The following is a 14,253-nucleotide window of genomic DNA, read 5'->3' as shown; positions in this document are numbered from 1 at the left end:
GGCCGGCTGACCCCCATCGAATTCGAGACCGTCATGACCACGTCGGCCCTCCAGGCCGCGTGACCACACCTGTCACCCGAACCTGCATCAGACCCGCCTGCCGTTTTCGACCTGGAGCCTGGCCAAGCTAGCCGACTTCCTGGTCGCCGAGGGGGTGGTTGACGACATCAGTCACGAGGGTCTTCGGGCCCTGCTCCGCGAGGAGGGCGTCTCATTTCAACGCGTGAAGACCTGGAAAACCTCCCGCGATCCCGACTACGAGGCCAAGAAGGCCCGCGTCGAGCACCTGTACGCGATCGCCGACAACGAGGTCATACCTGAAGAAGACGAGCCCGACATCGTGTTTTGCCTGGACGAGTTCGGCCCGCTGAACCTCCAGCCCCACCCGGGACGGCAGTGGGCCGAGCGGGGAGGACGGCATAAGGACCCCGACCGGGAGCCCCGGCCCCGACGGCGGGCGACCTACACCCGCCCGCACGGTGTCCGGCACCTGTTCGCCGCCTACGACCTGGCCAAGGACCAGCTCTACGGCCACATCAAGCAAAAGAAGAACCGGACGAAGTTCCTGGAGTTCTGCCGTTACCTGCGCAGCCTCTACCCGCCGGAGATGCGGATCGCGATCGTGCTCGACAACTTCTCCCCGCATCTGACCACGAAGAGGGACACCCGGGTCGGCGACTGGGCCGAGGCGAACAACGTCGAGCTCGCCTACACGCCGACCAACTCCTCCTGGCTGAACCGGATCGAGGCCCAGTTCACCGCCCTGCGCTACTTCGCGTTGAACGGCACCGACCACGCCAGTCATAAGGAGCAGGGCAGCATGATCCGCCGCTACATGATCTGGCGGAACAAGCACGCAGCAGACGAACGCCTCCGCGACATCGTGACCCGGGCGAACGTTGCATAGCCGCTGGTCACCCGCTCTCCCGCCTCAGGCTCATCAACTTGCTGAGGGCGCCACCTGTTCCTTGCTCAGCAAGGTTCCGCGCGGCCTGAAGCCAGCCGAAGAGTAGAAGCCGACGGCTCCCTTGTTCGGCGCGAAGATGCCGGCGTAGATGATCGAGACACCGCGCTCCGCGGCGGCCTGCTCCGCCGCGATCAGCAAGGCCGACCCAACACCCTCGCCGCGATGCCCATCCAGGACGACGGTGTGGATGTCAGCCGCGCGGCAGGGAGCCAGAATCTGATGGTCCGGGGGATCGGCCAGCAGGACCACCTCCACCATGCCCACCACCTCACCCACCACCTCGGCGACGAGGATCACTACCTTGGACTCGACCGAAAGCACCTCCTCGAAGTGCCTTCGCACGGCCTCGGTGTCGGGCACGCGATAGACGGCCGCATCGAGTTGGACATGCCTTTCAGCATTCGCGAGACGCAGGCGGACAAGTGCGGGCACGTCGTCCCGCTCGGCAGCCCTGACCAAGATCGACATAGGTCAAGAGCCTTCCACCCGGCCTGCCAAAACCACAAGGCGCACAGGCCAACTCAAGACAGGGCGAACATTGCCTGATGCGGCACTAGTTCGTACCGATCCTCGACAGCAGGTCGACGATGCGGCTCTGCACCTCGCCGCTGGTCGACCGCTCCGCGAGGAACAGCACCGTCTCGCCGGAGGCCAGCCTCGGCAGGTCGGCCTGGTCGACGGCGGCGGTGTAGACGACGAGCGGGGTGCGGTTGAGCTGCCCGTTCGTGCGCAGCCAGTCCACGATCCCGGCCTGGCGCCGGTGCACCTGCATCAGGTCCATCACGACCAGGTTCGGCCTGAGCTGCCCGGCCAGCGTCACCGCGTCGGCATCGCTCGCCGCCCGCGCGACCTGCATCCCGCGCCGCTCCAGCGTCGAGGTCAGCGCCAGCGCGATCTCCGCGTGCTCCTCGATGAGCAGGACCCGCGGCGGGTGCTGCTCACTGTCCCGCGGGGCGAGCGCCTTCAGCAGTACGGCGGGATCGGCGCCGTACGCCGCCTCGCGCGTCGCCTGTCCGAGCCCGGCCGTCACCAGCACCGGCACCTCCGCAGCCACGGCGGCCTGCCGCAGCGACTGCAGCGCGGTACGCGTGATCGGCCCGGTCAGCGGGTCGACGAACAGCGCGGCCGGGAACGCGGCGATCTGCGCGTCGACCTCCTCGCGGGAGTGCACGATCACGGGACGGTAGCCGCGGTCGCTGAGCGCCTGCTGGGTGGTGACGTCCGGCGCGGGCCACACCAGCAGCCGGCGCGGGTTGTCCAGCGGCTCCGGCGGCAGTTCGTCGTCCATCGGCTGAGGGCGCGGCGGGTCGGCGACCTCGATCGCGCCGCCCGGCCCGTCCAGCGGTTCGGGACCCTCGGCGGCGTTCTCGTCCGGGGCGCCTATGGCGTACGACCGTCCGGCACCCTCGGTGGTGGCCGGGACGAGCCGGGACTGCCCGGCCAGGGACTGCCCGGCCAGGGACTGTCCGGCCAGGGACGGCTGCGCGGGCGGTTGCTCGGCCGGCGGGTGCGGGCGGGCACCCTGCTCCTGGCGCTGCTCCTGGCGTGCGGCCGGGTCGGGCGGTGTGCCCAGCTTGCGGCGGCGGCCGGAGCCGGTCGGCGTCTGCGGAGGCGGGGTGGCCGTGGGCTGCTGCACCTGCGCCGCCTGCCGGCTGAACGGCACGCCCTGCCCCAGGGTCCGCACGCTGATCGCCCGTCCCTGCGTCGAGTTCGGGTCGACGGGTGCGGCCGCCTCGGCGGGCAACGGCTGGGCGGCACGCTGCTGCGCGGCGGGGTGCGCCGGGGGGAGCGGAGTGCCGGCGCCGGGGGTGTCGGTGCCGTTCGGAGGAACGGCGGCGGCACCGATCGGTGTGCCCGGGGCCGGGGTCGCCTGGGCGGCGGGGGCCACGGGTGCCGCGGGCACCGCGGGGGTCTGACCGGGGGCGGCCGGTGTGCCGCCCGCCTCCGCGGGGAGCGGCAGGGCCTGGCCGACGGTGCCCTGCGCGGGCACGCCCTGCGCGGGCGTCCCGGACATCTCGGCCGGCTGGGCCACGGCCCGTCGGCGGCGGCCCGTCGGCGCGGTGGTGGGGTGCGGCTGGGGCGGCGTGTGGTCCTCGGCCTGGTCGTGCGGTACGGCGTCGTGCCGCCCGTTGTCGCCGGGGGCACCGCCCGGAACGGCGACCGGGGCGCCCTCGCCCGGCACCGGAGCCTGCATCTGGGCCGGGACCGGGACCGGGGCCGGAACCGGGGCGGGCACCTGCCCGTCCGCGCCCTCGGCGACGGGCACGGGCGTGGGCTCGGACCCGGGCGAACGGTCGGCCTCGGCCGGCGGCAGCGCGAAGACCGTACGGGCCCCCGCCTCCTGCGCGGCGGCACGCTCCGCCGCGGCGGCCAGGGCCCGACGGCGGCGCCCGCTGGGCTGGGCACCGTCGGCCGGGACGGGCTCCGCTGCGGCCTCCGGGGCGGCGGAGGGCGCGGGCAGCGCGGGCGGCAGGGCGGCCTGCGCCTCCCCGGCGTCGCGCCGGGCACGCCGTCCGCTGGGCACGGGCACGCCCTGCGGCGGTACGGTCCCGCCGAGCCCGCTGCCCACGGCGGCCGTTCCCGCCGCGTGCTCGGCCGCCGTCACGACGGCACCCTCGGCCACGTCCTCGCCCTGGCCACCGGCGGCGTCATCGGCGGGCCTGCCGCGCCGTCGCCCGGTGCCGCCGGAGGCCTCCGTGGCCTCGGCCGCGACCTGCTCCTCGGCCGCACGCCTCCTGCGCCGCCCGGTCGGCGCGGGCGCATCCGCCTCGGCGGTGCCGGACCGGCCCGGGACCTCGCTCTCCAGGAAGGCGTCCACGGAGTTCCGCCGGGCCCGCCGCCGGCCTCCGCCGGAGGTCTGCCCGGCCGGGGCGCCCGCCTCGGAGCCACCTTCCTCGGCAGCCGCCACGGCGGGAGCCGCCACGGCGGGCGCCGGAGCCGCGACGGCCCCGGCGCCGCCCCCGAGCGGCACCTCAAGGACATACGCGCTGCCGCTCATGCCCGGCACCTCGTGCGTCTGCAGCACACCACCGTGCGCCCGCACGATCCCGCGCACGATCGGCTCGTGCACCGGGTCTCCCCCGGCGTACGGCCCGCGCACCTCGATGCGTACGACCTCGCCGCGCTGCGCGGCCGCCACGACGACCGTGTTGTCCATGTAACCGCCCGCCGACACGGGCGCGTTGCCGGTCGCGTCGACACCGGCCACGTCCGCGACGAGATGCGCGAGCGCGGTGGCGAGCCGCCGCGGGTCCACCTCCGCCTCGATGGGCGGCGCGTGCACGGCGAACTGCACCCGCCCCGGCCCGATCAGGTCGACGGCCCCCTCGACTCCGGCGGCGACGACGGCGTCGAGCATCACCTTCGTACGGGTGATGTCCTCCGTGCCCGCGTCCAGCCGCTGGTAGCCGAGGACGTTGTCGATGAGCTGGGTGATGCGCGAATAGCCGGCGGAGAGGTGGTGGAGCACCTGGTTGGCCTCGGGCCACAGCTGTCCCGCGTCGTCCGCGGCGAGGGCGGCCAGCTCGCGGCGCAGCTCGTCCAGCGGTCCGCGCAGTGAGCCCGCGAGCAGCGTGAGCAGCTGTTCGTGCCGCCCGGCCAGGGCCTCGTACCGGTCCTTCTCCCGCTCGCCGAGCGCGGCGTACCGCTCCTCGCCGGCCGCGAGCTCCTCCGCGTGCTGCTCGCGCAGCCCGTCGAGCTCGGCCACGTGCTTCTGGCGCAGCGCGGTGAGGTCGGAGGCGTGCTCCTCGGAGAGCCGCTCCCGCTCCTCGGCGTACGTCTTCTCCTGCGCGGCCTTCTCGTCGGCCAGGGTGTCGTAGGGCCGCCGGTCGGTGAAGGTCATCACGGCGCCGACGAGCTGGTCGCCGTCGCGTACGGGCGCGGTCGTCAGGTCGACCGACACCTTGTCGCCGCTCTTCGCGTACAGCACCTGGCCGCGCACCCGGTGCTTGCGTCCGGAGCGCAGGGTGTCGGCGAGCGGGGACTCCTCGTACGGGAAGGGCGAGCCGTCGGCGCGGGAGTGCAGGACGAGGGTGTGCAGTTCCTTGCCGCCGAGTTCACCGGCCCGGTAACCCAGTATCTGGGCGGCGGCCGGGTTGACGAGGACGATCCGCCCGTCGGTGTCCGTGCCGACGACGCCCTCGGACGCGGCCCGCAGGATCATCTCGGTCTGCCGCTGCGAACGGGCGAGCTCGGCCTCGGTGTCGACGGTCCCGGACAGATCGCGCACGACGAGCATCAGCAGCTCGTCGCCGGTGTAGCCGTAACCGTCGTACGCCTGCTGCCCGTTCTCCAGGTTCGCGCTGGTGACCTCGACCGGGAACTCGGTGCCGTCGGTCCGGCGGGCGATCATCCGCGTCGGCTTGGTCCGCCCGCGCGGGTCCATGTGGTCCGGCCGCCTCATCGAGCCCGGGATCAGCTTGGAGTCGAACTGGGGCAGCAGATCCAGCAGCCCGCGCCCGACCAGAGCCGTACCCGGAGTCTCGAACGCCTCCAGCGCGATCGTGTTCGCGTTGACGACCGTCCCATTGGCGTTGACCAGTACCAACGCGTCGGGAAGCGCGTCGAGTATGGCTGCGAGGCGAGCAGCGCCTCGGGATGGCCTGCTGCTCACGAGACGCTTCCTCCCTGTTACCGCACCTTGCCGACCGCTCGGGCCATCTTGCCAACCGGCCCGCAACGTGTCACGCGAGGGAGTCTAAGGGCAGCGATTGCGCTATCGGCGCCGGATGAGAGGGAGGTCGCACGAGGAAGTGAGGGGGAACGTGTGACCACGTGCTCCGGCTGCGTAAGACCTTCGCGGGACTTTTACGGGACCTGGGATTCCGCCATGAAATGACTGTCGATCGTGAACCCCGGGGGACTCCTACGAACGGATGTCCGGCAGGAGCGGCACCATCTGGTTCCACCGCGCGATCTCGCAGCCGTTGCTGCGGTCGTACGTCGCGTCGACCGGGCGTCCGGCCCAGGTCCCGGTGACATGGGCGGTGGCCGGGCCGCCGTAGACCATCGTGCAGACGCTGCCCGGCGCCACCGGCGCGAAGGCTTCGCGGCCCCACCGGGTGTTCCGGTCCACGGCCCGGCACGCGCCGCCCACGTTCGGGTGGCTGCCGACGGCAGGATGACAGGACAGCACGTACGTCCCGTTCCGCCCGGCGCCCGCGTGCCGGACGGTGACGGTCAGCCGGTCGCCGGGTCCGGCCGGCCGGTCCTTGGCCCGAACGGGCGGGGGCGCGGAGACGGACGCGGCGGGCAGGGCCACGGCGGGGGCGGTGGCGGTGGCGCAGAGCGCGGTGACGACGGCGACGGAGGCGACCGAGGCCGCGGACGTCATGGACGCCAGGGCGGCTCGGGAGAAGACCGGCAACATGCCCTGATCAACGCCCGTGGCCCCCGGACGTTGCGCCCCCGCCCCGCCGGGGAGAAGGACTTTGCCCTGTGGCCCGAGTGCCTAGTACCGTGGGGGGCGATTGGTGACAGCACGCTCGACTGTGTCATCATCTGCACGCGCCACTCACGCGCTCGCGTGGGAGGTTGTGCTGGAGGCGTCGCCTAGTCCGGTCTATGGCGCCGCACTGCTAATGCGGTTTGGGCCTTAAAGCCCATCGAGGGTTCAAATCCCTCCGCCTCCGCGCTCGATCACCGAAGCCCCGGTCCCTGTGGACCGGGGCTTCGGCGTTCCCGGCGTTCCCGGCGTCCCCGGCCGGTCCTGGCGTTTCTGGAGTTTCCGCAGGTCACAAGGGGTGCGGCTAATGGATTTCACATGGCGGCGGCAGTCATGTAATGTTCTTCCTGTCGCCGCGAGCGGGCCGGAAGGGCCGGGAGCGAAGGCAAGAAAACAAAAAACAGGCACTCGTAGCTTAACGGATAGAGCATCTGACTACGGATCAGAAGGTTGCAGGTTCGAATCCTGCCGAGTGCGCACAGGCAAGAGGCCCCGGAGAGATCCGGGGCCTCTTGCGTTTGAGGGGTGTACGGCACCAACATTCAGGCCTTGGGCCGCTTGTCGAGCGGGCGAGCCGGACGAGCTGGGTGACCATCTCGTCCCGCCGCGCCCGCGACCCGGCGCAGTGTTCAGTACTGCTCGGTCTCCATGAAACCCGTGCCCCCGTTGTCGTCCGCGTCGAAGGCGGCGGCGGTGGGGTCGAATCCGGGCGGGCTGTCCTTCAGGGCCAGGCCCATGCCGGCCAGCTTCGCCTTGACCTCGTCGATCGACTTCGCACCGAAGTTGCGAATGTCGAGGAGGTCGGCCTCGGAGCGCGCCAGTAGCTCACCCACCGAGTGGACGCCCTCACGCTTGAGGCAGTTGTAGGAGCGGACCGTGAGCTCCAGCTCCTCGATCGGCAGCGCCATGTCGGCGGCAAGGGCGGCGTCCGTCGGGGACGGGCCCATGTCGATGCCCTCGGCGTCGATGTTCAGCTCGCGGGCGAGACCGAACAGCTCGACCAGGGTCTTGCCGGCCGACGCCATGGCGTCACGCGGCCGCATCGCCTGCTTGGTCTCGACGTCGACGATCAGCTTGTCGAAGTCGGTGCGCTGCTCGACACGGGTCGCTTCGACCTTGTACGTGACCTTCAGCACCGGCGAGTAGATCGAGTCGACCGGGACTCGGCCGATCTCCTGGCCCAGCTGTTTGTTCTGCACGGCGGAGACATAACCGCGGCCGCGCTCGACCGTCAGCTCCATCTCCAGCTTGCCCTTGCCGTTGAGCGTGGCGAGGACCAGGTCGGGGTTGTGCACCTCGACACCGGCCGGGGGCGCGATGTCGGCGGCGGTGACCAGACCCGGACCCTGCTTGCGCAGGTACATCACGACCGGCTCGTCGTGCTCCGAGGAGACGACCAGCTGCTTGATGTTGAGGATCAGGTCGGTGACGTCCTCCTTGACGCCCGGCACGGTGGTGAATTCGTGCAGGACACCGTCGATGCGGATGCTGGTGACAGCCGCACCGGGGATCGACGACAGAAGGGTGCGGCGAAGGGAGTTGCCGAGGGTGTAGCCGAAGCCCGGCTCCAGCGGCTCGATCACGAACCGGGAGCGGAACTCGTCGACGACCTCTTCGGTCAACGAGGGACGCTGAGCAATCAGCACGAGGTATTGCCTCCAGTGTTTGGCGCCCGCTATGTGACGCCGTAGACACCACGAAGGGTACGGGCGGTTCGGCCGCCGACGAGGGCGAACCGCCCGACCTCGCCCGTCTGTGGTCGGTCGGAGGGTCAAGCGCTTGATGGAGCGAAGTCCAACGGTCAACCACTTCTGCCCCGGGAGTCAGCCACCAGTGCGGTTCGTTGGCGCATACTGGGGGGCAATGACAAAGCCTGCTGCACCGAAGCGTCACTTGCCCACCAGCCCCTTCAAGGCCCCGGTCACCCCGGCTCCCAAGCACTTCGCCGTGGGCGACCAGGTCACACACGACATGTACGGCCTCGGCCGGGTGATCGGCATCGAGGACGGAATCGCGGCGCTCGTGGATTTCGGCTCGTCGCAAATGCGGATCTTGAGCCCGTACGCAAAGATGACCAAGCTATAGGACCGCTGTGCCCGTCACGGCACGCCAGGCCCCTTCAGGGACCTGTAATGAAAGCGAGACCTCTCCATCGACACGACGTCGCTGTTCTCCGCCCTGGAAGGGCAACCCCGCTGCGCCACCGCGGCATCACCGCCTCCGGCGACAAACCCCTTCCAGGCCCCGGACTTCGGGGAAGACATGACCCTCCTGCTCGAGGAGGAGCAAGAGCCCGCCCCGGGCATGCCTGCCGCGCGACCCGAGGCGGCTTAGCTCCAGCGCCACGCGGGTGTGACGCGGCGAAGGGTGCGGCTGTCCGCTGCTGTTGCGGGCGGGTGAGGCGCGGGGTTGGAATCGAGTGTGAGGCTCTTCGGCGACGCCGCGTCCGCAGACCGCCCCGCCCCAGGCACGGGGTCCGGCCGGAAAGGGCTCAAGAACAACGCGCTGGGCATGTTCTCCTCGGTCGTCATCGGCCTGGCCTCCACCGCCCCGGCGTACAGCATCGCCGCCACGCTCGGCATCATCGTGGCCGCGGTCGGACCGCAGGCCCCGATCGTCACCATGCTGGCCTTCGTCCCGATGTTGCTGATCGCGTATGCCTTCCGGGAGCTCAACGCGGGCAACGCCGACTGCGGCACCACCTTCACCTGGGCCACGCGCGCCTTCGGTCCGCGCACCGGCTGGATGGGCGGCTGGGGCCTCATCGTCGCCAACATCATCGTCATGGCGAACCTCGCCGTGCTCGCCGGTGCCTACGGCTTCCGGCTGGTGGGCCTGGTGGGCCTGGCGGAGAGCCGGCTGTGGACCACCGTGGCGGGCATCGCCTGGATCGCCGTGATGACCGCGGTCTGTTACGTCGGCATCCAGTTCTCGGCCGCGATCCAGCGCGTGCTGCTGTGTCTGGAAGTGGTGATGCTGACCCTGTTCGCCATCGCCGCACTGGTCAGGGTCTACACCGACCCTCCCGCGACGGCGATCCATGTGTCCGCCTCCTGGTTCAACCCCTTCGAGGTGCCCTCGGCAAAGGCCCTGACCTCGGGCATCCTCGCGGGCGTCTTCATCTACTGGGGCTGGGACAGCGCCGTCTCGGTCAACGAGGAAACCATGGACAGCACGCGCATCCCCGGGCGCGCCGCGGTCATGTCCACGGTGATCCTCCTTGCCATGTACGCGCTGGTGTCCACGTCGGCGCAGGCCTTCGCGGGGGTCGGCACCTCGGGCATCGGGCTGGCCAACCCCGGCAACTGGGACGACGTGCTCGCCGGACTGGGCGAGGCCGTGTTCGGGAGCCAGAGTGCGGGGCTCGTCCTGCTGAGACTGCTGATCCTGATGGTGCTGACCTCGGCGTTGGCCTCCACCCAGACCACCATCCTGCCCCTGGCCAGGACCGTCTTCTCCATGGCGGTCCACAAGGCCCTCCCCTCCCACCTCGCCCGGGTCCACCGCAGATTCCTCACCCCGACCTGGTCGACCATCGCGATGGGCGCGGCCTCGATCGCCTTTCTGGTCCTGCTGACGTCGTTCAGCGAGGACATCCTGGTGGACTCGATCGACTCGGTCGGCCTCGCGATCACCTTCCAGTACGGGCTGACCGGATTCGCCTGCCTCTGGTACTACCGCAACATCCTCGGCCGCAGCGCCAAGGACCTGGTCTTCAAGGGCGTGTTGCCGGGGCTGGGCGGGCTGATGATGCTCCTCCTCTTCGTCTATGCCGTCGTCGTCTACGCGGCGCCCGGGTACGGCGCGACCACCGTCGACCTGCCGCTGATCGGACCGACGGGCGGGGTCGTGGTCGTGGGGCTCGGCGCGCTGCTGATCGGCTTCGTGCTGATGCCCCTGGTCACCCGCGGGCACAGCGCGGCCCTCAAACTCCAGCGGAGCCTGCTTCCGCGCAGTCTGCCGCCGCAGACAGCCCTTGAGTCGGCCGGACGCTATCTGCCCGCCGACAGCGGGTCCGGCGTGGGCGGTGACTGGTTCGACGTCATCCCGCTGTCGGGCACCCGGATCGGTCTGGTCGTCGGGGACGTCCTCGGCCACGGGCTGCACGCGGCCGCGGCCATGGGGCGGCTGCGCACAGGGGTACGGGTGCTGGCCCGGCTGGACCTGGCCCCGGACGAGGTCCTGACCCGTCTGCACGACCTGGTCGAGCAGACCGCGCACGAGCGTGGACCCGAGCGTGGACCCGAGCGCGGGCCCGCGCGTGTCCACGCACGGTCGCATGCCGACGAGGCCCGGGGGGTGACCTGTCTGTACGCGGTGTACGACCCGGTCTCGGGACAGTGCAGCCTGGCGCGGGCGGGCCCGTTGCCGCTGGTGGTCGTCGATGCGCGCACGGGCGCCACCGACACCCCGGAACTGCCGCCCGGGCCCCCGCTGGGAGTCGCCGGCCCGCCCTATGAGAGCACCGAACTGCGGCTCGCGCCGGGCAGCGTCGTCGCCCTCCTCACGGACGGCCTCCTGCAGTCGGCCGACAGCTCCGCCGCCGGGCTGCGACAGCTCGCCCACGTCCTCGCCGAGCACCGGCGGCCGCTGGACGAACTGTGCGACCAGGCGGTGGCCACCCTGCTGCCCGGAGCGGTCGACGAGGACGCGACGCTGCTCCTGGCCCGCACCCGCATGCTCGACCGGAACCAGTTCGCCCAGTGGGAGGTGGCCCCGGACCCGGCCGCGGTCGGCTCGCTGCGCACCACCGTCAGCAAGCAGCTCGACGACTGGGGGCTGCACGAGCTGTCGTTCACCACCGAGCTCGTCGTCAGCGAGCTGGCCACCAACGCGATCCGCTATGTCGGCGGACCGATCCAGGTGCGGCTGATCCGTGACCGGACGCTGATCTGCGAGGTCTCGGACACCGGGCACACCACCCCCAACCTGCGGCACGCCGCGAGCGACGACGAAGGCGGCCGGGGACTGTTCATCATCGCCCAGCTGACCCACCTGTGGGGCACGCGCTACACGGCCACCGGAAAGATCATCTGGACCGAGCAGCTGCTGCCGTCCGCGGACGGTCAGCACTCCTCCTGAGGGTCGTTCCGGTTGAGCTTCTCCAGGTACGCGTGGGCCAGTTCGGTCGCGCGGGTGAACCAGTCGGTGAGGACGGCGAGCTCCTCGGCGGAGTAGTCGGCGAACAGGGCCGTGAGGCGTTTGTAGTGGCACGCGTAGACGGCCTCGCCGGTGGTGACATGGGCGCGGGCCGCCAGGTCACCGGCGGTGAGCAGGTCCTCGCCGGCCTCCAGGACGTAGGCGAAACAGGGGGCGGGAGCCGGGGTGGCCATGGTGTCGGTCCCCTTGATCGCCGGGGGCCTGGCGACGGTCGCCGTCGGTGTCCTCGTCACCTGGTACCTCCACCTCACCGGCTGGGGCAAGCCGCCGGGACGCCGCCCGAGGGCGGAGTGGGGAATGCGGATACGGGACATGAGCGCACGGGAGGGTCATCCCGGCTGCGTCGGCTGCCGACTGGCGGGTCGGGGCCGACGAACGACCGCCGCCGTACGCCCCGCGTCCACCGGTGGCGAACCGGAGCCGGTTTCGGCCGAGGCCGGGGGCTGATCCGGCGGGGCGTGCACACCTGCGGGAAGCCGGGGAGAATCGATCCCTCTGTCACCTTTTAGGTGAACATACCTTCTATGCAGGGGAGTTGTGTACGGAGATCCCTAGCTTCCGTGGTGGAGGTGATGCTCGATGTACGAGCACAACGACACGCCGCCGGAACAGTCGGCGGAATGGAAGCAGGACGCGATCGACGTCAACGACTTCGTGTTCGCGGCCACGGGGGCGCGGGTACGGAGGCTGACGCTGCCGGACGGGGAGCACTGGTTTCCGGCGACGGACGTGGCCGGAAAACTGGGGTACGCAAACACCCGTCAGGCGTTGAACGCGCACGTCTCTGCAAACTGGCAGAGGACTCTCCGTGAGATTGCACAAGGCGTCTGTACAGCAGACACCTTGAGCAAACTTGCAGCTCACAGGCTGCAGAAGTCGATGAAACTGGTCAACCTCAAGGGGCTGATCCAGCTTGTCAACGGCTGCACCAAGCCCGAGTGCGAACCCTTCAAAGCCTGGGTCTCCGAGGTCATCGCAACCATCCAGCGCGACGGTTCCTACAGCCTCGAACCGGCCCCGGTGCAGCCCGCGCCCAGCGGCGGCACCGCCTACCTCATGCCCGAGCAGGTGGCCGACGCGATCGTCCGTCTGGAAGAGCGGAACATCCGGGCGGACGAGGCGTTGCTCGCCCGGCAGACGGAGTTGTGCCGCCACCAGGACTCCATGGCCAGGGCCCAGGACTCCATGGCCAAAGCCCAGGACACGATGGCCAGGGCGCAGGACTCCATTGCCAGGGCTCACGACTCGATGGCCGGTGCCCTCCACCGCATCGCCGACACCCTGGACCGCATCGCCGATCGCTTCCAGCCCGCCTCCCCGGCGGAGGAGGCCCCGGCCATGTCGCCCCAGCAGCTGCTGGGCATCTGGCGGGCGAAGAACCTGGTCGTCACGGACGATGTGCACGCGGTGGCGGCCTATCTCGCTCCCTCGCTGGTGCGGGGCCCGGTCCGCTGCCGGCTGGAGGACGTCGCGAGCCGTACGGGGCTGACACTCGACCGGGTCCACGACTGCGTGCGCATGCTGCTCAAGCGGGGCTGCATGCGGCAGAGCGGGTGCGCCGCGGACGGTGCGCCGGTCTATGTACTGCCGTAGCCGGTGACGAGACAGGCCCGAAGTCGCAAAAAAAGGTTGCGGCTTCGGGCCTTCGCGTACCGTATCGCGTTCCACCGCCCGACCCCGTTGTCAGTGCCCAGGCCTACCCTCAAGAGTGATGGCACAGGTGTGGAAATGCTCGGGACTGCGGTGGTCGGGGGACGGTCCCGTGCTGGTGTGGGACGGGGGGCGGCACAGCGCGCTGCCTCGGGGGAAGCGGGTCGCCTTCGGGGTCGTGGACGGGGGCGTGCGGACGTGTGTGGGTGCCCGCGGGCACCCCTGTCCCGTGCGGGCGGTGGTGTCGGGGCGGAGCACCGGCGCGCGGTGTGAGCAGTGCGCGCGGCTGGACCGGGCGCACTCCGTGGCCGCCGACACCATCGCGGACGACCCGCGGCCGCACCACGTGTATCTGGCCTGGTTCGGGCCCGGCATGGTCAAGGTCGGGATCACCGCCGTCGAGCGGGGGTCCGCGCGCCTGCTCGAACAGGGAGCCGTCTGTTTCAGCTGGCTCGGCGCCGGGCCGCTCATGGCCGCGCGCCGGACGGAGGAACTGCTGCGCGCCGCGCTCGGCGTGCCCGACCGGATCCCCTACGCCGAGAAGCGAGCCGTACGGTCCGCGCTGCCCGCGACGGAGGCCGAACGGACCGCTGAGATCGAGGAGTTGTACGAGCGTGCCGTCGCACTCGGCGGCTGGCCCGAGTCGCTCTCCCGCGAGCCGTGCCAACCGGTCGACCACGTGGGCGTGTTCGGGCTCCAGCGGCTGCCCACCGCCTTCGGCGAGGTCGTCGAACTGGTCCCGGGCGGCACCGTGAGCGGTGAACTGGTCGCGGCCGCCGGGCCCGACCTGCACATCGCGGCCGGGGCGCGCGGGGTCGTCGTCCTCGACACACGGCTGATGACCGGCTGGGAGCTGTGCCCCGGCCCCGGCGCGGGCGACGGATTCACCGTTCCCCTGAGGGAGTTCAAGGAGGAGGCGGCGGGAGTCCAGGACGGGCTGTTCTGAAGGCGCGACCGTTCCTGATCTCCCGGCAAGCGTTTCCCAGGCGTTGCCTGAGAAACGCCTGTGTGTTTCTCAGGGAAAACACAGATG

The 14,253-nt window shown here is 70.9% G+C and carries 9 protein-coding genes, 2 tRNA genes and 2 pseudogenes; 8 read left to right on the top strand and 5 right to left on the bottom strand.

The features are described 5' to 3' along the window. Positions 1-97: 97 nt before the first annotated feature. A pseudogene (locus ACFY1J_RS42090) lies at positions 98-907 on the top strand (IS630 family transposase); the annotation flags it as partial. Positions 908-940: 33 nt separating this feature from the next. Here ACFY1J_RS42090 and ACFY1J_RS42085 read toward each other — a convergent pair. From ACFY1J_RS42085 to ACFY1J_RS42075, 3 genes are all read right to left on the bottom strand, one after another. Continuing rightward, positions 941-1,435: a GNAT family N-acetyltransferase gene (locus ACFY1J_RS42085; RefSeq protein ID WP_390712344.1), complete on the bottom strand. Its 495-nt coding sequence runs from the start codon at positions 1,433-1,435 to the stop codon at positions 941-943. Positions 1,436-1,520: 85 nt separating this feature from the next. Next, positions 1,521-5,579, bottom strand: coding sequence for a PAS domain-containing protein (locus ACFY1J_RS42080; protein ID WP_390733059.1), 4,059 nt, complete (start codon positions 5,577-5,579; stop codon positions 1,521-1,523). A 252-nt stretch (positions 5,580-5,831) separates the two neighbouring features. Further along, positions 5,832-6,299, bottom strand: coding sequence for an SSI family serine proteinase inhibitor (locus tag ACFY1J_RS42075; protein WP_390733058.1), 468 nt, complete (start codon positions 6,297-6,299; stop codon positions 5,832-5,834). Positions 6,300-6,506: 207 nt separating this feature from the next. On the opposite strand from ACFY1J_RS42075, the gene ACFY1J_RS42070 reads away from it, so the two are divergent. After that, positions 6,507-6,597, top strand: a tRNA-Ser gene (locus ACFY1J_RS42070). A gap of 217 nt (positions 6,598-6,814) precedes the next feature. Continuing rightward, positions 6,815-6,887: transfer RNA gene (locus ACFY1J_RS42065), tRNA-Arg, on the top strand. Between the two features lie 152 nt (positions 6,888-7,039). Here the strand turns inward: ACFY1J_RS42065 and ACFY1J_RS42060 are convergent. Further along, the gene (locus ACFY1J_RS42060) at positions 7,040-8,056 is read right to left on the bottom strand and encodes a DNA-directed RNA polymerase subunit alpha (RefSeq protein ID WP_390712341.1); all 1,017 of its coding nucleotides are present in this window, start codon (positions 8,054-8,056) and stop codon (positions 7,040-7,042) included. 217 nt (positions 8,057-8,273) lie between these two features. Here ACFY1J_RS42060 and ACFY1J_RS42055 point away from each other — a divergent pair, with 217 nt between their 5' ends. Both ACFY1J_RS42055 and ACFY1J_RS42050 read left to right on the top strand, forming a co-directional pair. Next, positions 8,274-8,495, top strand: coding sequence for a hypothetical protein (locus ACFY1J_RS42055; RefSeq protein WP_363299549.1), 222 nt, complete (start codon positions 8,274-8,276; stop codon positions 8,493-8,495). A gap of 336 nt (positions 8,496-8,831) precedes the next feature. Beyond that, positions 8,832-11,492 carry an amino acid permease gene (locus ACFY1J_RS42050; RefSeq protein WP_390733057.1) on the top strand — a complete coding sequence of 887 codons (2,661 nt, stop codon included), beginning with the start codon at positions 8,832-8,834 and terminating at the stop codon, positions 11,490-11,492. Here the strand turns inward: ACFY1J_RS42050 and ACFY1J_RS42045 are convergent. Continuing rightward, positions 11,477-11,743, bottom strand: coding sequence for a hypothetical protein (locus tag ACFY1J_RS42045; protein ID WP_390733063.1), 267 nt, complete (start codon positions 11,741-11,743; stop codon positions 11,477-11,479). The two genes, ACFY1J_RS42050 and ACFY1J_RS42045, sit on opposite strands and share 16 nt — an antisense overlap. On the opposite strand from ACFY1J_RS42045, the pseudogene ACFY1J_RS42040 reads away from it, so the two are divergent. The 3 genes and pseudogenes from ACFY1J_RS42040 to ACFY1J_RS42030 all read left to right on the top strand — a co-directional run. Beyond that, positions 11,724-12,017: pseudogene (locus tag ACFY1J_RS42040) on the top strand (HGxxPAAW family protein); the annotation flags it as partial. The gene ACFY1J_RS42045 and the pseudogene ACFY1J_RS42040 sit on opposite strands and share 20 nt — an antisense overlap. 132 nt (positions 12,018-12,149) lie before the next feature. After that, positions 12,150-13,163: a BRO family protein gene (locus ACFY1J_RS42035; RefSeq protein WP_390712339.1), complete on the top strand. Its 1,014-nt coding sequence runs from the start codon at positions 12,150-12,152 to the stop codon at positions 13,161-13,163. Between the two features lie 118 nt (positions 13,164-13,281). Next, positions 13,282-14,166, top strand: a complete 885-nt coding sequence (locus ACFY1J_RS42030; protein WP_390733056.1) for a DUF2797 domain-containing protein — start codon at positions 13,282-13,284, stop codon at positions 14,164-14,166. The last annotated feature ends 87 nt before the right edge of the window (positions 14,167-14,253 follow it).

It is taken from the genome of Streptomyces sp. NPDC001406, from assembly GCF_042895285.1.
Lineage (GTDB): Bacteria > Actinomycetota > Actinomycetes > Streptomycetales > Streptomycetaceae > Streptomyces.
The sequence above is the reverse complement of the archived record's forward strand: the minus strand, read 5'-3'. Positions and strand labels throughout refer to the sequence as shown.